This window comes from Microbacterium sp. NPDC064584 (genome assembly GCF_040687315.1).
Lineage (GTDB): Bacteria > Actinomycetota > Actinomycetes > Actinomycetales > Microbacteriaceae > Microbacterium > Microbacterium lacus.
Window position 1 is genome coordinate 690,252 of the sequence record NZ_JBFBMZ010000001.1, and the last position, 24,364, is coordinate 714,615.

The 24,364-nt window shown below is 68.0% G+C and carries 24 protein-coding genes; 22 read left to right on the forward strand and 2 right to left on the reverse strand.

What is annotated here, in order from left to right; genetic code table 11:
* Positions 1 to 108: 108 nt before the first annotated feature.
* From ftsH to AB0P18_RS03375, 11 genes are all read left to right on the forward strand, one after another.
* Positions 109 to 2,115: an ATP-dependent zinc metalloprotease FtsH gene (gene ftsH / locus AB0P18_RS03325; protein ID WP_344051324.1), complete on the forward strand. Its 2,007-nt coding sequence runs from the start codon at positions 109 to 111 to the stop codon at positions 2,113 to 2,115.
* A 9-nt stretch (positions 2,116 to 2,124) separates the two neighbouring features.
* Positions 2,125 to 2,715 carry a GTP cyclohydrolase I gene (gene folE, locus AB0P18_RS03330; protein ID WP_344051326.1) on the forward strand — a complete coding sequence of 197 codons (591 nt, stop codon included), beginning with the start codon at positions 2,125 to 2,127 and terminating at the stop codon, positions 2,713 to 2,715.
* Entirely contained in the window at positions 2,712 to 3,560 is an 849-nt protein-coding gene (folP, locus tag AB0P18_RS03335; protein ID WP_363358920.1) for a dihydropteroate synthase, read from the forward strand. The genes folE and folP overlap by 4 nt, the downstream gene beginning before the upstream one ends.
* Positions 3,533 to 3,928, forward strand: a complete 396-nt coding sequence (gene folB, locus AB0P18_RS03340; RefSeq protein ID WP_363358921.1) for a dihydroneopterin aldolase — start codon at positions 3,533 to 3,535, stop codon at positions 3,926 to 3,928. Before folP ends, folB begins: the two co-directional genes overlap by 28 nt.
* On the forward strand, positions 3,925 to 4,458 hold the full coding sequence (gene folK, locus AB0P18_RS03345) for a 2-amino-4-hydroxy-6-hydroxymethyldihydropteridine diphosphokinase (RefSeq protein WP_363358922.1): 534 nt from the start codon (positions 3,925 to 3,927) through the stop codon (positions 4,456 to 4,458). Before folB ends, folK begins: the two co-directional genes overlap by 4 nt.
* A complete protein-coding gene (locus tag AB0P18_RS03350) occupies positions 4,455 to 4,937 on the forward strand; it encodes a DUF3180 domain-containing protein (RefSeq protein WP_344051333.1) in 483 nt (160 codons plus the stop codon). The genes folK and AB0P18_RS03350 overlap by 4 nt, the downstream gene beginning before the upstream one ends.
* Complete coding sequence (locus AB0P18_RS03355) at positions 4,894 to 5,508, forward strand: PH domain-containing protein (RefSeq protein WP_363358923.1); 615 nt, start codon at positions 4,894 to 4,896, stop codon at positions 5,506 to 5,508. Before AB0P18_RS03350 ends, AB0P18_RS03355 begins: the two co-directional genes overlap by 44 nt.
* Positions 5,505 to 7,142: a PH domain-containing protein gene (locus AB0P18_RS03360; RefSeq protein ID WP_363358924.1), complete on the forward strand. Its 1,638-nt coding sequence runs from the start codon at positions 5,505 to 5,507 to the stop codon at positions 7,140 to 7,142. The genes AB0P18_RS03355 and AB0P18_RS03360 overlap by 4 nt, the downstream gene beginning before the upstream one ends.
* A complete protein-coding gene (locus tag AB0P18_RS03365) occupies positions 7,139 to 7,840 on the forward strand; it encodes a DUF2520 domain-containing protein (protein WP_363358925.1) in 702 nt (233 codons plus the stop codon). Before AB0P18_RS03360 ends, AB0P18_RS03365 begins: the two co-directional genes overlap by 4 nt.
* Positions 7,841 to 7,898: 58 nt before the next feature.
* Positions 7,899 to 9,422 carry a lysine--tRNA ligase gene (gene lysS / locus AB0P18_RS03370; protein WP_344051342.1) on the forward strand — a complete coding sequence of 508 codons (1,524 nt, stop codon included), beginning with the start codon at positions 7,899 to 7,901 and terminating at the stop codon, positions 9,420 to 9,422.
* Between the two features lie 111 nt (positions 9,423 to 9,533).
* On the forward strand, positions 9,534 to 10,721 hold the full coding sequence (locus tag AB0P18_RS03375; RefSeq protein WP_363358926.1) for a glycosyltransferase family 87 protein: 1,188 nt from the start codon (positions 9,534 to 9,536) through the stop codon (positions 10,719 to 10,721).
* Here the strand turns inward: AB0P18_RS03375 and AB0P18_RS03380 are convergent.
* Complete coding sequence (locus AB0P18_RS03380; RefSeq protein ID WP_363358927.1) at positions 10,708 to 11,835, reverse strand: DUF4192 family protein; 1,128 nt, start codon at positions 11,833 to 11,835, stop codon at positions 10,708 to 10,710. The genes AB0P18_RS03375 and AB0P18_RS03380 overlap by 14 nt on opposite strands.
* Before the next feature lie 111 nt (positions 11,836 to 11,946).
* On the opposite strand from AB0P18_RS03380, the gene AB0P18_RS03385 reads away from it, so the two are divergent.
* From AB0P18_RS03385 to AB0P18_RS03430, 10 genes are all read left to right on the forward strand, one after another.
* Entirely contained in the window at positions 11,947 to 12,135 is a 189-nt protein-coding gene (locus tag AB0P18_RS03385; protein ID WP_344051345.1) for a hypothetical protein, read from the forward strand.
* Between the two features lie 41 nt (positions 12,136 to 12,176).
* On the forward strand, positions 12,177 to 13,643 hold the full coding sequence (gene cls / locus AB0P18_RS03390; protein WP_363358928.1) for a cardiolipin synthase: 1,467 nt from the start codon (positions 12,177 to 12,179) through the stop codon (positions 13,641 to 13,643).
* Positions 13,644 to 13,649: 6 nt separating this feature from the next.
* Positions 13,650 to 14,519 carry a nucleotidyltransferase family protein gene (locus AB0P18_RS03395; protein WP_363358929.1) on the forward strand — a complete coding sequence of 290 codons (870 nt, stop codon included), beginning with the start codon at positions 13,650 to 13,652 and terminating at the stop codon, positions 14,517 to 14,519.
* Positions 14,516 to 14,779, forward strand: a complete 264-nt coding sequence (locus tag AB0P18_RS03400; RefSeq protein WP_363358930.1) for a PqqD family peptide modification chaperone — start codon at positions 14,516 to 14,518, stop codon at positions 14,777 to 14,779. Before AB0P18_RS03395 ends, AB0P18_RS03400 begins: the two co-directional genes overlap by 4 nt.
* 40 nt (positions 14,780 to 14,819) lie before the next feature.
* A complete protein-coding gene (locus AB0P18_RS03405; protein ID WP_363358931.1) occupies positions 14,820 to 16,199 on the forward strand; it encodes an O-antigen ligase family protein in 1,380 nt (459 codons plus the stop codon).
* Between the two features lie 64 nt (positions 16,200 to 16,263).
* Entirely contained in the window at positions 16,264 to 17,775 is a 1,512-nt protein-coding gene (locus tag AB0P18_RS03410) for a polysaccharide biosynthesis tyrosine autokinase (RefSeq protein ID WP_363358932.1), read from the forward strand.
* A gap of 13 nt (positions 17,776 to 17,788) precedes the next feature.
* Complete coding sequence (locus AB0P18_RS03415) at positions 17,789 to 18,667, forward strand: hypothetical protein (RefSeq protein ID WP_363358933.1); 879 nt, start codon at positions 17,789 to 17,791, stop codon at positions 18,665 to 18,667.
* Positions 18,610 to 19,827 carry a glycosyltransferase family 4 protein gene (locus tag AB0P18_RS03420; protein ID WP_363359105.1) on the forward strand — a complete coding sequence of 406 codons (1,218 nt, stop codon included), beginning with the start codon at positions 18,610 to 18,612 and terminating at the stop codon, positions 19,825 to 19,827. Before AB0P18_RS03415 ends, AB0P18_RS03420 begins: the two co-directional genes overlap by 58 nt.
* A 67-nt stretch (positions 19,828 to 19,894) precedes the next feature.
* Positions 19,895 to 20,857: a glycosyltransferase family 2 protein gene (locus AB0P18_RS03425; protein WP_363358934.1), complete on the forward strand. Its 963-nt coding sequence runs from the start codon at positions 19,895 to 19,897 to the stop codon at positions 20,855 to 20,857.
* Positions 20,858 to 20,859: 2 nt separating this feature from the next.
* Positions 20,860 to 22,029 (forward strand): glycosyltransferase family 4 protein, encoded by a 1,170-nt coding sequence (locus AB0P18_RS03430; RefSeq protein ID WP_363358935.1) that lies wholly within the window; start codon positions 20,860 to 20,862, stop codon positions 22,027 to 22,029.
* Here the strand turns inward: AB0P18_RS03430 and AB0P18_RS03435 are convergent.
* Complete coding sequence (locus AB0P18_RS03435) at positions 21,996 to 23,135, reverse strand: glycosyltransferase family 1 protein (protein WP_363359106.1); 1,140 nt, start codon at positions 23,133 to 23,135, stop codon at positions 21,996 to 21,998. The two genes, AB0P18_RS03430 and AB0P18_RS03435, sit on opposite strands and share 34 nt — an antisense overlap.
* Between AB0P18_RS03435 and AB0P18_RS03440 the strand changes: the two genes are divergently transcribed.
* Positions 23,125 to 24,267, forward strand: a complete 1,143-nt coding sequence (locus AB0P18_RS03440; protein WP_363358936.1) for a glycosyltransferase family 4 protein — start codon at positions 23,125 to 23,127, stop codon at positions 24,265 to 24,267. The genes AB0P18_RS03435 and AB0P18_RS03440 overlap by 11 nt on opposite strands.
* The last annotated feature ends 97 nt before the right edge of the window (positions 24,268 to 24,364 follow it).

Consider the following 24,364-nt stretch of genomic DNA (forward strand, 5'->3'; position numbering starts at 1 on the left):
GCACAGTCCGGGCATAGGCGCGGCGGGATACCCTGAATCCACTGTCGCCCGGGCATCCCGATGCCCCGCGCGGATCGTCGACGAAAGGGAACGGGCCTCGCCCGCACCATGGACTTCAAGAAGATCACCCGGAACCCGCTGTTCTATGTGCTCATCATCGGCATCTTCCTGATCGTCGGTTTCTCACTCATCTCGAGCCTCGGCGGTGCGAAGCAGGTCTCCACCCAGGAGGGTCTGGAGCTGCTGAAGGGCGGGACGGTCACCGAGGTGCTCAACACCGACGGCGACCAGCGCGTGGACATGAAGCTGTCCAAGCCGTACGACGGCGCGTCCGACGTGCAGTTCTACTACGTGACCGCGCGCGCGAGCGAGGTCGTCGACGCGATCAACGCGGCCGACCCCGCCGACGGCTTCAACGACGCGGTCCCGCGCCCCACGTGGTTCGACGGCTTCCTCTCGCTCATGCTCCCGCTGCTCCTGCTGGGTGTGCTGTTCTGGTTCCTGCTCTCCAGCGCCCAGGGCGGCGGCAGCAAGGTCATGCAGTTCGGCAAGTCCCGCGCGAAGCTCGTCTCGAAGGAGTCCCCGACCGTCACGTTCGACGATGTCGCCGGCGCCGACGAGGCGATCGAGGAGATGCAGGAGATCAAGGACTTCCTGAAGGATCCGTCGAAGTTCCAAGCCGTCGGCGCGCGCATCCCGAAGGGCGTGTTGCTGTACGGCCCTCCCGGAACCGGAAAGACGCTGCTCGCCCGCGCCGTCGCCGGCGAGGCGGGCGTTCCGTTCTACTCGATCTCCGGCTCGGACTTCGTGGAGATGTTCGTCGGCGTCGGCGCGAGCCGCGTGCGCGACCTCTTCACCCAGGCGAAGGAGAGCTCGCCCGCGATCATCTTCATCGACGAGATCGACGCCGTGGGTCGTCACCGCGGCGCCGGCATGGGCGGCGGTCACGACGAGCGCGAGCAGACCCTCAACCAGATGCTGGTCGAGATGGACGGCTTCGACCCCAAGGTCAACGTCATCGTGATCGCGGCCACGAACCGTCCCGACATCCTCGACCCCGCGCTCCTGCGCCCGGGCCGCTTCGACCGGCAGATCGGCGTGGACGCGCCCGACCTCAAGGGCCGCAAGCGCATCCTCGAGGTGCACGGTCGCGGCAAGCCGCTCGCGGACGGCGTCGACCTCGAGGTCGTCGCCCGCAAGACCCCCGGCTTCACCGGTGCCGACCTCGCGAACGTCCTGAACGAGGCCGCCCTCCTCACCGCGCGCTCGAACGCGCAGCTCATCGACAACCGCGCACTCGACGAGGCGATCGACCGGGTGATCGCGGGTCCGCAGCGACGCACGCGCGTCATGCGCGACAAGGAGAAGCTCATCACGGCGTACCACGAGGGCGGTCACGCACTCGCCGCCGCGGCGATGAACAACACCGACCCCGTCACGAAGGTCACGATCCTCCCGCGCGGCAAGGCGCTCGGATACACGATGGTGCTGCCGATCGACGACAAGTACTCCGTCACCCGCAACGAGCTGCAGGATCAGCTGACCTACGCGATGGGCGGCCGCGTCGCCGAGGAGATCGTCTTCCACGACCCGACGACCGGTGCCTCCAACGACATCGAGAAGGCCACGAACATCGCGCGCAAGATGGTCACCGAGTACGGCATGACCAACGAGGTGGGGCCCGTCAAGCTCGGCTCCGCGAGCGGCGAGGTGTTCATGGGCCGCGACATGGGCCACGGCCGCGAGTTCAGCGAGAAGATCGCCGAGCGCATCGACAACCAGGTGCGCGCCCTCATCGAGCAGGCGCACAACGAGGCGTACCAGGTCATCAACGACAATCGCGATGTCCTGGACCGGCTCGCGCTGGCGCTCCTCGAGAAGGAGACCCTGGATCACCTCGAGCTCGCCGAGATCTTCAAGGACGTCAAGCGCCTCCCGCCGCGTCCGCAGTGGCTCTCCAGCGAGAACCGTCCGGTGTCGTACCAGCCGCCGGTCGAGGTGCCGCGGCGCGTGCACCCCGAGGGTGTGGCGGCGAGTGTCGAGGTCGAACAGGGCGCGCCCGAGAAGGCCGCGAAGCGTCGTCCCACCGGGCAGGCGCGACCCGCGACCGCGTAGGCTCGGCCCGTGGCCGTCGACCGTGAGCGCGTCGCCGCGCTCGTCCGAGAGCTGCTGGCGGCGATCGGAGAAGACCCCGAGCGTCCGGGTCTCCGGCTGACGCCGGGGCGCGTCGCCGACGCGTACGCCGAGTTCTTCTCGGGGGTCGGGCAGGATGCCGCCGCCCCGCTCGCGCACACCATCTCGGTGACCCGGGGGCCGGCTCCCGAGACCCTCCCGTCGGGAGCGGTCATGCTGCGAGACATCGCCTTCCGCTCAATATGCGAGCACCATCTGCTCCCGTTCCGCGGACGCGCGCACATCGCGTATCTGCCCGGCGAGCAGGTCGTCGGGCTCGGCGCCCTGCCGAAGGTCGTCGAGATCCTCGCCTCGCGTCCGCAGGTGCAGGAGCGGCTCGGCGAGCAGATCGCCGACACGATCGCCGCGTCGCTGGACACACGCGGCGTGCTCGTCGTGCTGGATGCCGCGCACGAGTGCGTGACGATGCGCGGCGAGCGTCAGCCCGAGGCGCGGACCCTGACGATCGCCGCGCGGGGCGAGTTGGCCGACCCGGCTGCGCGCGGCGAGCTCATCGCGCTTCTCGGGAGCAGCCGCGCATGACCACCCTCATCATGGGGATCGTCAACGTGACGCCCGATTCGTTCAGCGACGGCGGCCGCTACCTCGACGCGGACGCGGCGATCGCCCACGGACTGTGGCTGCGTGCCGAAGGCGCCGACATCCTGGACGTGGGCGGCGAGTCCACCCGCCCGGGTGCGGAGCGCGTCGCACCGCGCACAGAGCAGGAGCGCGTGCTTCCGGTGATCCAGGCTCTGACGGAGGCCGGCGCCCGCGTGAGCGTCGACACGATGAACGCGTCCACCGCACGCGCGGCGGTGGCCGCCGGGGCCCGTTACGTCAACGACGTCTCGGGGGGTCTCGCGGACCCCGACATGCTCCCCGCGATCGCCGAATCGGGCGCCGAGGCGATCATCGGTCACTGGCGCGGCCCGTCCGCCGATATGTACGCGCGCGCCCAATACGACGACGTCGTGCGGGACGTGCTGGGCGAACTCACCGAGCGCGTCGCGGCCGCCGCCGAGGCCGGCATCCCACCGGGACGCCTCGTCGTCGACCCGGGCATCGGCTTTGGCAAGAAGGGCGGCCAGAATTGGGAGGCGCTGCGCGCGCTGCCGCGCATCGTCGGGCTGGGTCACCGCGTGCTCGTCGGAGCGAGCCGCAAGCGCTTCCTCGCCGAGGCCCTCGCCACGGACGGCACGACGGACGACCCGAACGTGACGACAGCCCGGCGCGACCTCGCCACGGCCGTCACGAGCGTGCTGTCCGCCCAGGCAGGGGCGTGGGGCGTTCGCGTCCACGACGTCGCCGCCACCCGGGACGCCCTCCGCATCGCCGACCTCTGGAAGGGGGAGGGACGATGGACCACGTCGACGAGATCGCGCTGACCGGCCTCCGGGTCTTCGGACACCACGGAGTCTTCGACCATGAGCGCCGCGATGGCCAGGAATTCATCGTCGACGCCCGGCTGTACGTCGACACCGCCGCGGCCGCCGCGAGCGACGACGTCGCCGACACGGTCCACTACGGAGAGGTGGCCGAGCGCATCGCCGCGATCGTCGCCGGTGAGCCGGTGAACCTCCTCGAGACCCTCGCGCAGCGCATCGCGGATGCGGTTCTCACATTCGCCGGCGTCCGAATGGTCGCGGTCACCGTCCACAAGCCGCAGGCGCCCATCCCGCTCACCTTCTCCGACGTGTCGGTCACGATCCGTCGCGGCACCCTGTTCACCCCCGCTCCCGAGGAGCCCGCATGAACCGACGACTCGCTCACGGATTCGACTCCGAGCACGAGAACGTTCCGCGCCCGCCGGTCCGAGCCGTCGTCGCGCTGGGGTCCAACCTCGGCGACCGCGTCGCGACCCTCGACGCCGCGCTCGCCGAACTGCAGCGGCTGCCCCTCGTGGACGACGTCCGCGCCTCGGCACCGGTGGAGTCCGTCGCGGTCACGCCCGACGGACCCGACGCCGAGCGCCCCGCGTATCTGAACGCGGTCGCGCTCGTGCAGACCCGGCTCGCGCCGTCGGTGCTGCTGGCCTTCCTGCAGGCGATCGAGACCAGGCACGGCCGCGAGCGTCGCGAGCGGTGGGGCGACCGGACACTCGATCTCGATCTCATCGCGTACGGCGACGTGGTCAGCCGCGACGCCCACCTCACCCTGCCGCACCCGCGCGCCGCTGAGCGCGACTTCGTCCTGGTGCCGTGGCTGTCCCTCGATCCGGATGCCGAGATCCCCGGCGCCGGGCGCGTGGAGGACCTGCTCGCCCAGCTGCGGAGCACCGCGTGAAGCGCACCGGCGCCGGTCTTCTCCTCGTCTCCGCCGCCCTCGGCGTCGCCGCGGGATTCCTGCTCGATCAGGCTCTGACGGCGGGCGGTCGGGCGACCTTCACACCCTCCGTCACCCTGCCGATCTTCCTCGTGCTCCTCGGCGCGGTCGTGATCGCACTTGCCCTGCCGATCCGCCGGGCGACCAAGGGCACACTCAAGGCCCCGGTGAACCCGTTCTGGGCGCTGCGGATCGCGATGCTCGCGAAAGCGTCGAGCATCGTCGGCGCCGTGGTGACGGGTCTCGCCGGCGGTCTCGCGATCTTCCTGCTGACCCGGCCCGTCCCGCCGTCGGTAGGCTCGATGGGCGCCGTCATCGCGACCGCGGTGTGCGGTGCGGCCCTCGTGGCGGCCGGCCTGTACGCGGAGCACCTCTGCACGATCCGGAAGGACGACGATGACGAACAGCCCGGACTCGATGCCTCCCCCGACCACCGCTGATCGCTCGCCGTCCGCCCCGGCGGAGGGCCAGGCGACGGCATCCGTCCTCGATCGCGACACGTACGACGCGATCCGCGAACCCCGTGCGGCGGGGCGGCTGCCGCTCGGCGACGGCACCTGGCACCAGCTGGCCCGGCAGTACGTGTGGGTGCAGCTGATCTCCACCGGCGTCGCGGTGCTCGTCGTCGCCGCCGCTGCGATCGCCGCCAGCCTGCTGTGGCACCAGCTCTGGGTGTGGATCCCTGCCGGCGTGTTCCTGGTGATCCTGATCTGGACGATGGCGATCACCCCGCGGCAGGCCCGGGCGTACGGCTACCAGCTGCGCCGCGACGATCTCGTGTTCCGTCGCGGGATCCTGTGGCAGCGCGTCGTGGCCGTCCCCTACGGCCGCATGCAGCTCGTCGACATCACGCACGGACCGCTCGATCGAGGCTTCGGAATCGCGCAGCTCAAGCTCGTGACGGCGGCGGCCTCGACCGGCGTCGTCATCCCGGGGTTGACGCAAGCCGCCGCCGAACAGCTGCGCGACACGCTCGTGGACGTCGCCGAGTCGCGCCGGACGGGCCTGTGACCGAACCGGACGCGCCGCGGGCCGTGGCGGCACCGACCCTCACGGACGGGGAGTGGCACCGCCTGCATCCGCTCACCCCGCTCTTCCGGGGTGGGCTGTTCCTCGTCGTGGTCGCGGGCATCGTGATCGCGAACCTGCGCGACCGGCTCGTCTTCCTCTTCCTGCCGTGGTTCGACGACGACATCGATCGCGACATCCGCGAATTCGAGTCCGGCGGCGACCCCGTCGACTTCATCATCGCGAACAACCTCTACCTGGTCGCGGGCCTCGCCCTCCTCGGCATCCTCGCGGTGCTGATCGGGCTCTTCTACCTCTCGTGGCGCTTCCACACGTTCCGGATCACCGGCGACGACGTCGAAGTGCGCAGCGGCGTGCTGTTCCGCACCCATCGTCGCGCGCCGCTGGATCGGGTGCAGGGCGTCAATCTGACCCGGCCCATGCTCGCCCGGCTCGTCGGCATGGCCAAGCTCGAGGTCGTCGGCGCCGGACTGGACGCGAACGTGAAGCTCGAATATCTGTCGACGGGCAACGCGGAGGCTGTGCGCGCGGACATCCTGCGGCTCGCCTCCGGAAGCCGGCAGGCGCGGGCCGAACGGGTGGATCCTGGAATCGTCTCGCGGCGCGCGGCGGCGGCATCCGTGGTGAGCGCCGGGATCACCGGACTCATCGAGGGCGCGGAAGAGCCCGTGAGCGAGCCCGAGTCGGTCGTCCACATCCCCGTCGGCCGGCTCATCGCCTCGCGTCTGCTGAGCTCCTCCACGCTGTGGCTAGTCGCGATCACCGTGGCGATCGTCGTGGGATCGATCGCGGGGACGCCGTGGGTGCTGTTCACCCTCATTCCCGCGCTCCTCGGATTCGGGGCCTACTGGGTGCGGACGATCACACGATCGCTGCGGTATTCGATCGCCCCGACCCCCTCGGGGGTGCGCATCACGTTCGGCCTCTTCACCACGATCACCGAGATCCTGCCGCCCGGGCGCGTGCACGCGATCGAGGTGCAGCAGTCGCTGCTGTGGCGCCCGTTCGGCTGGTGGGCGATCACAGTCAACCGACTGTCCGGGCGGGGCTTGTCGGACGGGACCACCGACCAGTTCACGACGGTGCTGCCGGTCGGCACGCGCTCCGACGTCGAGCGGGTGCTGCGGCTTCTGCTGCCCGACCTCCCCGAGGCGGAGTGGCCCCTCGTCTTCGAGCACGGACTCCTCGGTCCGCGCGAATCCGACCCGTACACGAACACGCCGCGCCGCGCGCGACTGCTGCGGCTCCTTTCCTGGCGCCGCAACGGCTTCCAGCTGTCACCCGACGTCCTCCTGATGCGCCGTGGGGCGATCTGGCGCACGCTCGCGGTGTTCCCGCTCGCCCGCCTGCAGAGCATCGGGCTCGAGCAGGGCCCGCTCGACCGGGCGTTGCGCGTCGCGAGCGTGCGCGCCCACACGATCGCGGGGCGCGTCTCGGGACGGCTGGGGATCATCGATCGGGATGCCGCGCTCGAGCTGTTCGAGACCGCCGAAGCGGCGGTGATCCACGCGGCCGCGCGGGATCACACCCACCGGTGGGCGCAGGGAGAGGCATCGGACCCCGAGGGCGGCGCGGGGATGGACCCGAGGACGGATCCGCTGGAGGTGCCGCGGTGAGGCGGGACGGTCGGCTCGGGGTCGGCGTCATCGGCGCCGGTCGCGTGGGTCCCGTGATCGGCGCCGCGCTCGGGGGCGCCGGACACGCGATCGTCGGCATCACCCGCGGCGCGGATGAGGAGCGCGCGGAGGCCGTCCTCCCCGGCGTCCCCAGGTTCGATGCCCTGGAGGTCGTCCGCCGCAGTGAGCTCGTGGTGATCGCCGTGCCGCACGATGAGCTCCCCGGGCTCGTGTCCGGACTCGCCGAGTTGGGCGCGTGGCAGTCCGGGCAGCTGGTCCTGCACACCGATCCGGCGTACGGCACCGGTGTCCTGGGTCCGGCATCCGCCCGTGGCTCGATCCCGCTGGCCGTGCACCCCGCCGTCACCTTCACCGGCACGTCGATGGATCTGCGCCAGCTCGCCCACGCCTACGCCGCCGTGACCGCGCCTGCCGCGGTGCTGCCGATCGCCCAGGCGCTCGCGGTGGAGCTCGGCTGCGAACCGGTCGTCGTCGCCGAGGAGGCTCGGCCGGCGTACGCCGAGGCGCTCGCCACCGCCACAGAGTTCTCGCGCTCGATCGTGCGGCAGTCCACCGATCTGCTCGCGGGTGCCGGCGTGCCCGAGCCCGGCCGCTACCTGTCGGCGCTCGTGCATTCGGCGGTCGATCAAGCGCTCTCGGATGCCGGGTCGGGGGCCCCGGGATCCCTCGAGCCCTGACCGCACAGAGCGGCGCAGATAGACTTGGGCCCGACTTTCCGAGGAGCCCCGAGAACAGATGAGCGACACGCCCGCGCCCGCCGACGCCCCCGAGCCGACCGAAGAGGACATCTTCGAGCAGAAGGCGGTGCGGCTCGCCAAGCGGGAGCGACTCATCGCGGACCGCGAGGATGCCGCCGGCGGCGCGTACCCGGTCTCGCTCCCGATCACGGACACGATCCCGGCCCTGCGCGAGCGGTACGCCGACCTGGAGGCGGGCGAGGAGACCGGCGTGACCGCTGCGGTCGCGGGCCGCGTCGTGTTCAGCCGCAACACCGGCAAGCTGTGCTTCGCGACGCTCCAGTCGGGCGATGGCAGCCGCATCCAGGCCATGGTGTCGCTGGCCGCCGTCGGTGAGGAGTCCCTCGCGCAGTGGAAGGAGATCGTCGACCTCGGCGATCACGTGTACGTGTCCGGTGAGGTGATCTCGAGCCGCCGCGGCGAGCTGTCGATCATGGTCGCCGAATGGAAGGTCGCCGCGAAGGCGATCCTGCCGCTGCCGAACATGTACGGCGAGCTCTCGGAGGAGAGCCGGGTCCGCAGCCGGTACCTCGACCTGATCGTGCGCGATCAGGCTCGGCAGACCGTCCGCGCGCGGGCGAAGGTCAATGCCTCGCTGCGCCAGACGTTCGCCGACCGCGGGTACATCGAAGTCGAGACTCCCATGCTGCAGGTGCAGCACGGCGGCGCATCGGCCCGCCCGTTCATCACGCACTCCAATGCGTTCGACACCGACCTCTACCTGCGCATCGCACCCGAGCTCTTCCTCAAGCGGGCCGTCGTCGGGGGTCTCGAGCGCGTGTTCGAGATCAACCGCAACTTCCGCAACGAAGGCGCCGACTCCACGCACAGCCCCGAATTCGCGATGCTCGAGTCCTACGAGGCCTATTCGGACTACAACGGGATCGCCGACCTGACGCAGGACCTCGTCCAGAACGCCGCGCTCGCCGTGGCCGGATCCACGACCGTGACGTGGGCGGACGGCACAGAGTACGACCTCGGCGGCCGTTGGGACCGACTCTCGATGTACGACTCCCTCTCCGCCGCCGCGGGCGTCGAGGTCACGCCGCAGACCTCGCTCGAGGATCTCCGGTCGTTGGCAGCGTCCGCCGGTGTCGAAGAGCCGCCGCTCGCGACCCACGGCAAGCTCGTCGAAGAACTCTGGGAGCACTTCGTCAAGGGTGGGCTGGTCCGACCGACGTTCGTGATGGACTTCCCGGTCGACACGAGCCCCCTCGTCCGCGAGCATCGCTCGATCGCGGGCGTCGTCGAGAAGTGGGATCTGTACGTCCGCGGATTCGAGCTCGCGACCGGGTACTCCGAGCTCGTGGACCCGGTGATCCAGCGTGAGCGGTTCACCGAGCAGGCCAAGCTCGCCGCCCGCGGCGACCTCGAGGCGATGCGCATCGACGAGGAGTTCCTGCGTGCCCTCGAGCACGGGATGCCGCCCTCGGGCGGGCTCGGCATGGGGATCGATCGCCTGCTCATGGCCGTCACGGGGCTCGGCATCCGCGAGACGATCCTCTTCCCGCTGGTCAAGTGAGCGGATGCCGTGCGTCGCTTCGACCTTGAGGGCGATCACACGCACCGCTCTCGCCGCGAGAAGCCAAGCGGGTAAGCGATGAGCAGGATGAGTCTTGCCACAGTGACGCGAGTGTCCGTGGTCCTGCTATGGGTGCTGGCAGCACTGATTTCAGTTGCGCTGATCGTCGCAAGGTACCGGTCGGCGATCGCTGACGGCACCTGGTTCGATTTCACCAACTACTTTCTTCCGGCTGGCCTTGCGGTAACCGACGGACGGTCGCCGTACGACGTTGACGGATACGTCTACTCGCCGATAATCGCAGTTCTTGTCGGGGCGACTCTCGGCTTCCCGGAGCCGATCACGGTGTGGACGATTTTGAGTCTCGGTGCGGCTGTCGGCGCGATCGCCCTCTTCACAGCGACCATTTGGCATCAACTACGCCCATGGCAACGACCATGCATTGCGGCCGTCGCAGTCATCACGCTGATGTGGAACTGGCTCACGACGCTGATGCTCGGATCAGGGCAGACCGACCTCTATGTCATGGTTGCACTCTGCGGCGCGGGATTCGCAGCGAGCCGACGCAACGCGGTTGCGACGGGAGCGGGGATCGCGATTGCCGCGCTGATGAAGACCTGGCCGATGATTGTCGGAATCTGGATGTTTCGGCGAGGGGCGTCCAAGCGGTGGACGACGCTCATCGCGGCTTTCGTCACGGGTTCGGTCGCTCTCGTCGTCATCATCGTCATCTGGGGCCCCGAAGCCATTTCAGCCTGGGCGGATGCGGTGCTCCGCGCACGCAGCCAACCCGGCCTCATCCACTTCAACGTGCTGAGCATGGGTGAGCAGATTTTCGGCGGAGGCAAGGGAGTGGTGAGCGCGCCGCCGACCTTTCCCGCACTTGCGATCGCCCTGACGATTGTGAGCATCCTCGTGATCGTGAGCGCGCTCATTGTCGCGCTGCTGTGGCCCGGTGACGATCTGTTGTCGCTCTGGCATGTGACCCTCGCCGTGGTGCTTCTGCTGCCGGTGACGCACAGCGTCTACCTCATCCTCGGTCTGCCGATACTCTGGGTTCGATTCGCTCGGTTCATGAGCAGGCCTCGCCGAAGTGTCAACGTCGTGACACTTGCGATCTGGATCCTGTGGTGGGTCGCGAGCGCGCGTGTCCAGTGGTCCGGCGACACCTTCACCACGATGTCGACAGTGGGCTACGCCACCGTCATGGCGCTCACGATGATCGCGCTCGTCGTCTCCGTGATCCTTGAAGCGAGGGTGCGCACCAGGGACAGTGGCGTCGCCATCACCGGCGCCTGAACGCCCAGTCCGGCAGGTGCCCGGCGTGCACGAACGATCGCACGATCTCGGAAAGTCCGTGCTCGGGTTCGATCTCGCACGCGAGGACCGCGTACCGCTCGGCGTGGGTCGACCTGCCGAGCGCCCATGCGAGCCATCCGCACGTGGCGAGCACGCCGGCGCGCGCGTCGCGCGGAACCGCCGCCGCGATACGCCGCAAGAGGGTGAGCGCCGCGAGGAGTCGGTCGGGATCCGGCCGTTCGCCCTCTCCCCACATCTGCATCGCCAGGTGTGCGGGGTACTCCTTCCCGGCTTCCCAGCGCAGCTGAGCATCGAAGGCCTCATCCCCGGCGTTCATCCCCCGGCACCACTGCACGAGGGCGATGTCGCGCAGCGCCGGGCGCATGAGACACCAGGCCAGAGCCGCAGCATCGAACGGGGCGAGACTCTCCGCATCCCAGTCGAGCGCCTCCTCGAACAGCGTCGGCAAGTCATCCAGCACGCACGCCGCGGCGAGCGCCTGCGGATCGACCCGAGCGTGGTCCTCTGCGAGGGGCTCGCCCTGGCCGCACAGCAGGCGCGCCGCGGCGTCCAGGGATGCCAACGCTCGCGCGGTGCGCTCCTTCTCGGCGAGGTCGACGCGCGGGAGCTCCGCACCGGAGGCCTGATCGCCGTCGATGACGGTCAGGTCCTCGGCGCCGCGGGGCTCGGCGGCCAGCTCCGCCAGCGGGCGCCCGCCCGCAGGGCACGCGGGATCGAAGTGCGAACCCCATCCGTCGGCGGCCACGCTCAACGCGTCGTTCATGCGCAGACCGCACGCGTCGGCGCGGTCCTCGAGCGCGTCGAACAGATCCGCGTGCGGCAGTCCCCGGCCGGCGAAATACTCGTCCGTGTAGGCGATCGCGGCGACGGCGTCGGCTTCGGGCAGCCGGCACACCATGCCGATGAAGGTCGCCGCGACGCGGGCGATGTCTTCCGCATCGGCGTCGGAAGGCAGGTCGAAGCGCATCGCTCCGATGCTGCGCTTGCCGGAGAAGGGAACGAGGACGAGGCTCTGCGTCGGGAGGTAGCCGAGCATCTTCGGAATGAGGGACAGGAATTGCGCCGCGCTCGCGGCCTTGACGATCGTGGTCATGCGATGACCCTCGCCGATCCGCGGATCCCCGAACGGCCGCTCTCCGAAGCTGGGGAAAGGTCGGCCCCCGAGCCGGGTTGGGGAGAAGTGGATGGGCGTATCCTGGAGGGTATGGATGACTACTGGGTGGCCGTGTTCTGGTCGCTGCTGCCGACGGTCGTCGTGAGCGGACTGTTCTTCTTCATCCTCCGCAGCATCCTGCGTGCCGACCGGACCGAGCGGCGCGTGTACGCCCGCATCGAGGCGGAGGAACGCGCCAAGCGCGGTCTGCCCCCGGAGCCTGCGACTTCCGAGCGCTGAGTGTTCGCCCCGTAAGCTGAGAGGGTCCACGGGGAGGCCGAGTGATCACTGTCACGTTCGATGCGACGTGGTGGCTCATCCTCGTCTTCATCACCGACCTGGTCATCCGTGTCGCCGCGATCATCATCGTGCCGCGCAACCGCCGGCCGACGGCCGCGACCGCCTGGCTTCTGGCGATCTACTTCATCCCGTTCGTCGGTGTTCTGCTGTTCCTCCTGATCGGCAACCCGCGGCTGCCTCGGAAGCGGCGCCGCAAGCAGGAGCAGATCAACTCCTACATCCAGGAGACTAGCGAGCACCTCGATTTCGGCACCCTCCGGCCGAATGCGCCGGGGTGGTTCACGTCGCTCGTGACGCTCAACCGCAACCTGGGCGCGATGCCGCTCGCCGGCGACAACTCGGCCCACCTGATCTCGGAGTATCAGCAGAGTCTGGATGCGATGGCGGATGCCATCCGAGAGGCGGAGCGCTACATCCACGTGGAGTTCTACATCCTGCAGTCCGATGAGTCGACCGACAATCTCTTCCGGGCGATGGAGGAAGTCGCCGCGCGCGGAGTGACGGTCCGCGTGCTGCTGGACCATTGGGCGAACCGCGGCAAGCCGTTCTACAAGAAGACCCTCAAGCGCCTGGACGCCATGGGTGCCCAGTGGCACCTCATGCTGCCGGTCCAACCTCTCAAGGGGAGATACCAGCGCCCCGACCTGCGCAATCACCGCAAGCTCCTCGTCGTGGACGGCCGGGTCGCGTTCACCGGCTCGCAGAACGTGACCGATTCGACGTACAACCTGAGCAAGAACATCAAGCGGGGCCTGCACTGGGTGGACCTCATGGCGCGGATCGAGGGACCCGTCGTGGCGTCCGTCAACGCGGTGTTCCTCTCGGACTGGTTCAGCGAGACGGACGAGGTGCTCACGGACGAGATCGACCTGTTCGACGTCAAGAGCGGACCGGGCGACCTCGACTGCCAGATCATCCCGTCCGGACCCGGCTTCGAGTTCCAGAACAATCTCAAGCTGTTCGCCGGGCTGCTCTACGCCGCCCAGCGCAAGATCATCATCGTCAGTCCGTACTTCGTTCCGGATGAGGCGCTGCTCCTGGCGATCACGACGGCCTGCCAGCGCGGCATCCACGTCGAGCTCTTCGTCTCCGAGGAGGGCGACCAGGCGATGGTCTATCACGCGCAGCGCAGTTACTACGAGGCCTTGCTGCGCGCCGGCGTGCAGATCTGGATGTACCGCAAGCCCTACATCCTGCACAGCAAGTCGATGACGATCGACGACGAGGTCGCCATCATCGGTTCCAGCAACATGGACATGCGCTCGTTCGGTCTCAACATGGAGATCTCGATGCTCGTGCGCGGCGAGGAGTTCGTGCGCGAGATGCGCGACGTGGAGGCGCAGTACCGTGCGCTCAGCCGACAGCTGACCCTCGAGGAATGGGAGAAGCAGCCGCTGCGCTCGACGGTGCTGGACAACCTCGCGCGGCTCACGAGCGCGCTGCAGTAGGTGGTCGTGGAGAACCCGTCTCGCGTACCCGTCCCGCTTCGCATCCGTCTGCGCTTCGGGCGCGCGGCTGTCCAAGTCGTCGCGGACGCTGTGGGCGTCGATGTGCTGCACATCAAAGGCAACGCCGCAGATCCCGCACTCCGGCCGATCGAATCCTCAGGGACGGATGTAGACATCCTCGTGCGCCCCGCACATGTCGCGGCTCTCGATGGTGCACTGCGTTCCCACGGCTGGCGGCTTTACAGCACGTTCGTCTACGGATCCCCCTTCGAGCATGCACAGACCTATCTCCACGATTCGTGGGGGTATCTCGACCTACACCGGTGGTTCCCGGGCATCCGTGCTGATCCCGAGGTCGCCTTCCAGCGCATGTGGACGGACCGCCGCACAGTGTCGTTTGCAGGTGTCGGCTGCGAAGTCCCCGACATCGCCGCTCAGGCTGCGCTTCTCGTTCTCAATTTGGCCAGAGGTGCCGGCGATGATGCTGATCTGGCGCGGAGTTGGACGGATGCCGCGTCGGACCACCGGGATCAGGTCCAGGAGCTCGTCCGTGACTGGCAGGCCCAGGTGGCCTTCGCTGCTGCGACGGGTGAGCTCGAGCGCTGGAAGGGCGCGCGGGACTACCGCTTGTGGAAGGTGATCTCTGAGGGCGGGCCCCGCACGGCCGAATGGTGGGCGCGGATCCGGAGCGCGCCGTCGTGGAGCCAAGCCATGAGAATCGCGCTCCGCGCGCCGATGGTCAACGTCGAGCATCTGACGATCGAGCTCGGGCGGGTGCCGACGCGGCTCGAGATCGTCGCCGCGTTCCTCGATCGACCGCGTCGGATGATCGTCGAGACCAGTCGCGTCGTGGGTCGACATCGAGGTGCTCGATGAGTCGCCTCGAGCTCGCGCCGGGCGTCGCAGTCATCGACGAGGGTTTGACCGTGTACCTCGCCCCGCTCCCGGACGGACCGATCGCGGTCCTCGACGACATCGCGGCCTCAATATTCCGGCTGGCTGTGGAAGGTGCGGCCGAGACCCTGGCGGATCGTGCCCGCGCCGACTTCGATCCTCCAGGGGCTGATGTCGCTGAAGACGTGGAGCGATTCATCGCGGGGTTGATCGCGCTCGGGCTGCTCGTGAGGGTGCCGTGACGAGCCTGCGATACTTGATCGACTGTCGCAGGAGAACCCCATGATGCAGACCGCTGCCCGCGCCGAGGTGTGGCGTGCGCGAGTGGCGGAATGGTGGGGGAATCTTTGGCGGTGGGTGCTTCTCGCCGCCGGCGCAGCGGTCTCGGTGTATGTCATCCTCAACCAGGGGATCGAGAACGGTGTGTTCTCCGCCGCTGCGATCGCTCTGCTCGTCATCGGCGCGGCCGTTACTCAGAACAAGCCGATGGCGATCGCTCTGATGTCCATGCCGGCTTTGTTCGTCGTCGAGCGTGTCGGCCTCGGCGGCCTCGAGTTGTCGGTGTCCGATGTCGTGCTCGCCGCGGCGTTCGGCACGGCGGTGCTTCTCGGCACACGCCCCTACAGCCGTGCACTGCGGCAGCTGCTGTGGCTGAATCTCGTCTATCAGTTCACGACTCTCTTTACGGTCATCGTCAACCCTTACGTGGCGAACACCGTCGAGTGGTTCCACGCTTGGCTGCTCGTTTCCGGGGCTTTGGTCGTCGGCTGGGCTCTGGGTCGCGGCGGCCACGCGCGGCTGGCTCTCTTGTTGATCATTGCGACAGCGTGCGTGATCGCGCTGGGAACTCTTGTCACCGGTGTCCTGCAATACGCGTCGGGGAACTTCAGTGCCGTTTATCCCGCGGTGCCGCTGCCCATGCACAAGAATTTCGCCGGCACGGCGATGGCATTCGCCGCAGTGGTCGCGTACGCCAATCCGGCCTGGATGGCCTGGTCGAAGAACTGGGCGCGCGCGGCCTTCTGGCTGTTGATCATCGGGATCGTGATGACACAGTCGCGACAGGCGATCATCGGACTCATCGTCGCCATCCTCCTCCTCGCGCTGCGTCGTGGCAGCGGAGAGCACTCGCGTCTAGTCCTTCTTCTGATCATTCCGGGAGCCTGGCTGGTGATCGCGATGGTCATCGATCAGGTGGAGTCGCAGAACCAGTTCAACTCGGTCTTCCAGCGGGTGCAGTGGGTGCGAGAGGTGTACGCGCTGTGGAAGCTCGCGCCCGTGTTCGGCCACGGCCTGCGGTATTGGTACAACGACACCACTGCGCCCTACCAACCGCCGCAGGCGGAGTTGGAGGTGCTCGCGTCGGCGGGGATCTTCGGACTGATCGGTTTCGTCGTGATGTGGGTCGGGATCGTCTTCGTCCTCTGGCATGTGGATCCCAGATACGGCACCCTCGCTCTGGCCGTCGTGATCAGTCGGCTCGTCCAGGGCCAGTTCGACCTCTTCTGGATCGCCGCGCAGGTGTCGATCCCGTTCGTCATCGCCGGGATCTGCCTCGGCGCCAAAGCGCTCGCGGAGTCCCACCCTCCATCCCCCGCTGCGGCGCCGGGCACGGGGTTCGCTCCCCGGCAGGCAGCTCGCGCTGGACGTGCGTTGACATAGCATGGGAACACTTGCGGGGGTGCCGATCCGGCGATCCCGGGGTTGAGACACGTCCGGGGGCGACATGGAACTGCGTGACTACCTTCGCGGTCTACGCCGGCATTGGATTGCGATCGTGCTCATGGTCGTCCTCGGAATCGGCGTCGGCTACGGGTGGACGCTGCTGCAGACCCCTGTCTATGAGGCATCCGCAAGTGGCTTCGTCGCCTCGCGCCAGGCGGAGGACGTCGGGACGTCGATCGCGGGAGATTCCCTCGCTCGCTCGAAGGTGGCGTCGTACCTCGATATCGGCGGCTGGCGAGTGGTCGCCGAGCAGACGATAGATGAACTGGGTCTGGACACCACCCCCGAGGCACTCGTGACCCGAGTCGCCGTCACGAACACCCCTGACACCGTCATCCTGCGCGTCACGGCCACCGGCCCGTCTCCGATCGAAGCCCGTGATCTCGCCGAGACGTGGATTCGATCGATGTCCACGGCGATCGACAATCTGGAGGGCGACGGCACGCCGGGCTCATCGCCCGTCACGATCATCCCTGGAGATGCAGCCTCGCTGCCGAGCGACCCCATCTTCCCGAATGTCCAGACTGCTCTGCTCGTGGGTGGAATCCTCGGACTCGGATTCGGAATCGCGTTCGCTCTGATCCGGACGGTGTCGGACCGTCGTGTTCGGGCGGGAGACGATGTCGAGTCGAAGACGGGCGTTGCGGTGGTCGGAAGCATCCCGATCACTGACGGTCTCAACGCAGAGAGTCGACTGTTGGAGGCGAGTGCCGGCAAGCAGAAGGGCGGCGGTTTCGCCGTGGCGGAGTCGCTTCGCGCACTTCGGACGAACCTCCAGTTCATGGACGTCGACCATCCGCCTCGGACGATCGTCGTCACGAGTCCGCTGCCGGGCGACGGCAAATCGACGATCGCCTGCAACCTCGCCCTGACTCTCGCGGCGAGCGGCCGGACGGTGGTCCTGATAGACGGAGATCTGCGCCGATCCATGGTGGCCAAGACGATGGGACTCCCGGGTGGCGCCGGCCTGACCGATGTGCTCTCCGCCCGCGCGACGCTGAGCGACGTGTTGCAGCGAACGCCGCGCTCGCCCAACCTCCTGGTCCTGGCCGCCGGGAGCATTCCGCCCAACCCCAGCGAGATCCTGGGGTCGGAGCGCATGAACGCCCTCCTGGCGGATCTGGCCTCACATGCCACCGTGATCGTCGATGCACCCCCTTTGCTCCCGGTCACCGATGGAGCAGTGCTCACACATCAGGCCGATGGGGCGCTGCTGGTGGTCAGCATCGGCAAGACGACCTACGACTTGGTCGACAAAGCGCTGGACACTCTGGAGAAGGCGCGCGGGCGCGCGCTCGGAATCGTGCTGAACAAAGTGCCTCTGCGCGGCCTCGACTCGTCGCCGTATTCGTACGAGTACCGGCGAGAATACGGCAGCGCGTCCAAGCTCGAGAACGCGGACGAAGTTCCGTACCAGGCCGCACCGATCGACCTGGATGGTGTGTTCGGTGATCCTTCGAACGACAACGACGGAGGCGCAGAAGCCAAGCGCGTCCGTGCCCGCCGCTCCTGACACAGGGCTCCGGATGAGCGGACGCACCGAACGCAGGGCAGGGCGGCGGATCAATGCATACGTCCTCGCTGCGGATCCATGGTGGCTTGAGGACAGCGTCGAGAGCTACTACGACCTCGTCGGGAGGATCGTCGTTTCGTATGACGAAGACGGTCGGTCCTGGACCGGAACGCCGCTTCCCGTGGAGGAATGCCTGGATCGGCTGCGTGCGATCGACCGTGACGGCAAGCTCGATTTCCGGCCGGGCCGATTCTTCCATTCGGAACGCACGGCTCTTGAGAACGATACCGCGCAGCGCCAGATCGCACTCGACCAGGCCTCAGACGGTGCGGACTGGGTGATTCAGCTCGACACCGATGAGGTCGTCCTGGACGCCGGGGCTCTGCTCGACGCGATCGATGAGGCGGAAGTGCGGGGCTGCGACGCCGTCGAATACCCCGCACGCTATCTCTACGCGCGCAGTCCGTCCGGGTGGATGCTGGAGAGCACCCGTGCGCTGTGGAGGCGCAGAGCTGGATACCCCGGACCTGTCGTCATCAGGCCACACGTGACACTCGTGCACTGTCGGCAGGCTGCGCTGCCGATGCTGCGTGTGGACATGTCGCCGACGAACACCGATCCCGCGCACGCTCGGGATGTGGTCGTTCATCGGGTGGTGCGCCCGGACCAGGCCATCCTTCACTACAGCTGGGTTCGGGATGACGAATACATGGTGCGGAAAGCGGCATGGTCCGGGCACAGCGACACATACACATCCTGGCTGAAGGACTGGCGGTGGAGGACCAGGCATCCCGTGCTGGCCGTCGCGATCGGCTGGGCCCGCCGAGACCACTCGTGGTACCGACCGGCTCACCTCGGGCCAGGACGTCATCGCTGGAGGGGGGAGTCCTGAGCACATCGCTTGTCTTCATCAACAACAGTCGCGAGACGTACACGAGCAGCCATAGCGGAGCGATCGCGACGTGCATCAGGGCTGTAACTGCGGAGGCGGCCGCGGGGGGTGTCGAGCCCAAGATCATCACGCGCCGCCACGCCACTGGTGCCAACCCCGACCCCTGGCCGTCTCTGTATGAGGTCCCCGCGATCAGGCCGTTGCGAACTCGCGCCGGGATGACGGTATCGCGCGCAAGGCGAAGGGTGAACGGATGGGCGCGTCCCGATCAGTGGACGTACTCGTCAGATGTCGAGCGGATCCTCAGAACGATTCGCCCGCGCACGGTGATCGTCAACAACGATCCTGAGATCGCCGTTCGACTGCGGCGGCGGTTTCCGGCCATGCACGTCATCCACTGGTTCCACAACCTCGAGTTGACATCGGATCGCTTCCGACGGCACTTTGCTGCGGATACCGGGATCACGTCGATGGCCGTGAGCGCCTACCTCGCCCGCGCGGTCGAGCATGCATACGGAATGTCGCCCGGGCGGGTGCGGGTCAATCTCAATGGGGTCGATTCGGCGGAGTTCGCGCCGGCCGAGCGTCCCGAGCGGGTGCCCACGGTGGGATTCCTCGGCAGGATCGCCGTCGAGAAGGGCCTGGACGTTCTGCTGGATGCTGCGATGATGCTCGCCGGCAGCGACGTGGCGTTCACCGTGCAGATCATCGGCGACACCAACTGGGGGGAGAGGAACTCGAACCCATACATCAGAGCTGTGGAGCAACAGATCGTCGCCCTCGGCGATCACGGTGTCCGTGTGACGAACCTCGGGCATCTCGGGCGCGCGGCAGTGCCCGCCGCCCTCGCGTCCTCGGACATCCACGTCTTCCCCTCGCGCTGGGACGAGCCGTTCGGGTTGGCGTTACTCGAGGGGATGGCGAGTGGCCAAGCCGTCATCGCCAGCGCCACCGGCGGCGCGCCGGAAGTCCTCGCGGGCACCGGTGCGCTCTTCGCGCGCGAGGACGCCCGCGCGCTGGCAGGTATCCTCAGGCCGCTGCTCCGAGACAGACAGTCGCGGATCAAGCTGGGCGACGAGGCGCGCCGTCGCGCGAAGGAGCTCACCTGGCACGCGACGTGGCAGCGGATGCAGGCCCTTATCGAGGACGGGCCGAGCTGAACTTGGTCACGAACGTTTCGGAGGCCTGCGATGATGGATCCCGTTCCAGAGGACGGGGATTCGAGACGTGCTGACCACCGCCGTCGTCATACCGACGTACAACCGCCCCGACCGGGTCGTCGACTGCGTGCGGCACCTCATGCGTCAGATCCGAATTCCACAGCGCATCGTCGTTGTGGATTCATCGGAGGGCGATCAGACTCGGGACGCGCTACAGGAGTTTTCCGGGGTGACCTACGTGCGCAACCCGATGGGTCGCGGGCATACGGCCGAGTCGCGAGCGATCGGTGTCTCGCTGTGCTCGGAGGACATCATCGCCTTCCTCGATGACGACGCCAATGCCCGGCCCGACTGGCTCGTCGAGATTCTTCGCCGATACGACCAGCGCTCGGTCGCCGGTGTCGGGGGCAGCGCGCTGAACGGATACCCCGGCGAACGCGAGGAGGGGTTGGGATCGATCGGGTGTCTTCTCCCCGACGGACGCATGACCGGCCATTTCGCAGCGGATCCGGGACGGGACGTCGACGTTGACCATCTCCTCGGGGCGAACATGTCCTACCGCCGCGCGGCGATAGACCAGGTCGGTGGCATTCGCGGCGGCTATCCGGGAACATGCCTTCGGGAGGAAAGCGATCTTGCCCTCCGGGTTGCCAAGAGCGGCGGAAGACTCGTCTACACCCCGGACGCAATCGTCGACCACCTTCCCGGCGAATACGCGAAAGGAAAGAGGTTCGACCGTCGATACGTTTATTTCGCCAACCGCAACACGGTCGTCCTGTTCAGCCGGGTGTACGGGTTCGACGCACCGATCCTGCGGCGATACGTCCGTCTCGCGCTCACCGAAGCCGTCAGCGAGATCCGACGCGCCGCTCGGGCACTGACCTCGGCCTTCGTGGTTCCCCCCTCCGTCACTGCCAGGACCGTCGTGGGCGGCATCACGAGATCGGGTTCGATACTCGCGGGACTCGTGGCAGGGTTTCCCGCCGCTGTCGCCGGCATGCGCGACGACCGCCGCCGCAGCCCGAGCTGACCATGCGCTTCGCCTTCATCCTGCCCATCGACGAGTACTACACGCCCGTGTGGTCGGGTGCGATCGCGACGGTCACGCGGCAACTCGTCGCGGAACTCAGCGCAGAAGGCCACAAGTGTCGTGTGTACACGCCCGACGATGGTCATCCGGTCTACACCGGCCATCCCGTGTCACGACTGGCATTCGGTCCGGCGTACTCTCGCTCCGTCGCTGCGCGCAAACTGGGAAGCGCTCTCGCGCGCGCACGTCGCCTCCCGCGATGGGACTATGCCTCCTACTGGGCAGCGGTCCACCGAAGCCTGGGTGGGTCTCCTGGCGACGTACTCGTCGTTGCCAATGATCCTGTCACCGCCGCACGTCTCGCGCGTCGGTATCCGTCCGCCCAAGTTGTCCTCTGGCTCCACAATTTCCTGCACGAGGCGGCTGCCCGAGCGCTGCCGACGCTACCCCAGGAAGTGCTCGTCGTCGCCGTGAGCGAGGCTGTGGCACGCACGACCGCACTCGTGTCCGGCGGCACCTGCGTACCCCACGTCATTCACAATGGCGTCGATACCGACCTGTTCCACCCGCCTCACGATGATCCACCCGGCCGCCCGCTCCGCGTGGTCTGCCACGGGCGGATAGATCCGAACAAGGGACAGGATGCCGCGGCTGAAGCCGTGGCACAGCTGAGGGCAGAGGGACTCGATGTCGAGCTCACGGTCATCGGCGAACCGCGTACGTTCGGCTTCGATCAGGCATCGGTCGACGAGTACGCCTCCCGAGTACAGGATGCGGTCACGTCCGCTGGTGGGCGGATCTTGGGGTGGGTGTCGCACGACGAGCTCGCCGCAGAGTTGCGCACGTACGACATCGCCTGCGCTCTCTCCCGCGTCCATGAGCCGTTCGGACTCGCGGCGCTCGAGGCGATGGCATCCGGGTGCGCCGTCATCGCCACTGATCAAGGCGGTCTGCCCGAAGTGGTCGGATCAGCCGGCATGATAGTGCCGGCTGATTCGCCGACCGAAGTCGCGGCGGCGATCTTCGCTCTCAGCGATCCCGCCCGTCTACGGCGAGTGCGCCGATCTTGCGCCGAAAGGGCGTTGATCTTCACGTGGAGTGCGACGGCCGCCGGCCTGCTCGCGCTTGTCGGCGACGCTCAGCTGCCGAAGGATTCCCACACGCGAGAGTGACCGGCCAGGCAGTGCTCCCAGGTGTACTCCGCAGCACGCGCGCGACCGGCGATGCGGAGCACATCCGCTTCCTCCGAGTCTGAGAGCACGGCAATCACCGCATCGGCAATTCCGGTAGCCGTGGGCGCGGCGAGCAGGCCCGCTCCGTCGACCACCTCCGACAGGGCGGACGTATCGGCCGCCACGACGGGGGTCCCCGCCGCCATCGCTTCGATGGCGGGAAGGCCGAATCCTTCGTACAAGGAGGGGATGATCGCCGCGCTGGCTCCGGCGATCAGCCCGGGCATCAGATTGTCCGCCACCTTGCCGAGCATGAGTGCGCCATCGAGAGCGCCGAACAGGGCAGTGCGTCGTGGATGGGGCGGTCCGGCAAGCACGAGGGTTAGTTCAGGAAACTTTCCCCGGATGATCGGCCATGACTCAGCGAGAGCTTCGAGATTCTTGCGCACGGACGCACCGCCCGTATGCAAGATGTAAGGCTGCTCAATCCCCGAGGCGTTGAGGACGTGCGGCGCAAGGGGAACAGCGCGGAAGAACCGCTCATCGACGCCGTTGGGGACGACGGTCGGGTCGCGCAAGCCCAGGAATGCCACGGCATCCTCAGCAGTGAACGCTGAGACGCAGATCACGGCATCCGCTCGACGCAACTCCTCCGCTGCTGCCGTGATCGGAGCGGATTCGTCGGGGAACCGCCACGCCACCGTGTCGTGCAGTGTCACGACGTTCGCTCCAGGTCCTGGGGGCAGCACGAGGTCCATGCGGTGAACGATGCCCGGTCGCGACCCGTACGCGACGCGCCCGATCGCCCGACGGGCGTTCACGGAGGATCCGGCGAGCCACCCCATCGGCAGGCGCCGGGTGCCCCCGAGAGCGGACCGTAGAGACCGGATCGTCTCGTGTCGGACATCCCAACTCGGCGGTAGAGCACGGGCCGCGCGCGCGGCGACCTCGCGCTCGTAGCGCTGTGCACCCATCGGATTCGCTGAGGCGGTCGTCGCCAGGGTGAGCCTCGGCATGGCGGCCTCCTTTCGTCTTAGGCTAGTACGGCAGCACCGTCGGGTACCGCCGACCGAGATCCGCGAGAGTGGGGGACCCGTGGCGCGCATCGCCCTCGTCACGAGCTCCTATCTGCCGCGCATCGGGGGCGTCGAGGAGCACGTCGCGCATGTCGCCCGGCGATTGACTCTGAGCGGGCATTCCGTGGTCGTCTGGACCGTCGACCAGGGCGATGCCGCCGTCGCTGACGATGGCGGCATCCCGGTTCGCTACCTGCCCTGTCCTCTCCCTAACCGCTCCCTCGGGGGTGCCTTGCGGTTCGTCGTGCGCGGCATCGGTGCGCGTCGTGCCTGGCGTGAGGCGTTTCGCCGTGACCGGCCTGACATCGTGCACGTCCACTGCTTCGGCCCGAACGGCGTCTACGCCACTCATTTCGCCGGTCGCAGCCTCGTGGTCTACAGCCACCACGGTGAGACGTTCATGGACTCGGTGTTCGATTCGTCGGCCCTGCTGCGGCGATCGCTGGTCCGCTCGCTCCGACGCGCGGATGCCGTCACCTCGTGCTCGTCGTACGCCGCCCGCGATCTCGAGCGTTTCGGCCTGGCCGCGGATCGGGTGGAGGTCGTTCCCAACGGCGTCCAGCTTGACGAGGTGGTCGGGAACCCTCCCCCCATGCTCCACTCGGCGGGGCCTTACGTTCTCGGGGTCGGCAGACTGGTGAAGGTGAAGGGGTTCGATGCACTGATCCGGGCGTACGCGATGCTCGTCGGAAGTGCGGCGGATGGCGGGGTCGATCTGGTCATCGGCGGAGACGGCCCGGACCGTGACCGCTTGGAACGTCTTGCCGAAAGCCTGCACCTGAGCGATCGCGTATGGTTCCCGGGGGCGCTGTCGCGTCCCGAGGTGGGTGCGGTCATGTCCGGCGCGGTCGCCCTGATCGTGCCGAGCCGCGTCGAGGCGTTCGGGATCACGGTGCTCGAGGGCTGGCGCGCCGGTATCCCTGTCATCGCGACCAACAACGGCGGTCCCGCGGAATTCCTCACCGACGGGATCGACGGAATCTTGGTGGATCCGGGCTCCGATGTGTCGATCTGCACGGCGCTAGAGCGCGTGGTCGCCGACCCTCGCTTCGCCTCGGCCGTCGGTGAGGCAGGGGCCGCGGCCGTTCGCAGCTTCACATGGGAAGCGACTGCGGCTGCCTACGAGGATCTCTACGTGCGATTGGCGCAGCGGCGAAAGTGAGGTGTCATCGACCGTTCGCTGGTGGGCGGCGACTCGTCGCGAAGTGGGTCTAGAACCGGCTCAGCTACAGCCCCGCGCCGGCCAGCCACGCGCGAGA